We start from the raw sequence: 247 nt of genomic DNA, 5'->3' as shown, positions 1-247 counted from the left end.
CTGTGGGTGATCAGCGAAGGGCTGGGGCATAACAACGAACGGACCACCTATATCTATCTCTCACACCTGGAACGCTCCATCCTGGACAAAGCCAATGACAGGATATACCAGGCCTTGTGCCGGAAGAATAAACAGCCGGATAAAAACAACAAAAAAATAATTAACAGCAAAAAGGTGCGAAATACAGAAATTTTGATACCTTTGTATCGTCGGTAATTACAAGAACCCGTATTCTGTCACTTGCTAA

At 43.3% G+C, this 247-nt stretch carries 1 pseudogene; it reads left to right on the top strand.

From position 1 onward, the window contains the following. A pseudogene (locus tag D0T84_RS14425) lies at positions 1–216 on the top strand (hypothetical protein); the annotation flags it as partial. Positions 217–247 lie beyond the last annotated feature (31 nt).

It is taken from the genome of Dysgonomonas sp. 521 (genome assembly GCF_010501055.1).
Classification (GTDB): domain Bacteria; phylum Bacteroidota; class Bacteroidia; order Bacteroidales; family Dysgonomonadaceae; genus Dysgonomonas.
Note: the sequence above shows the minus strand (reverse complement) of the source record. Positions and strands in the feature narration are given on the sequence as shown.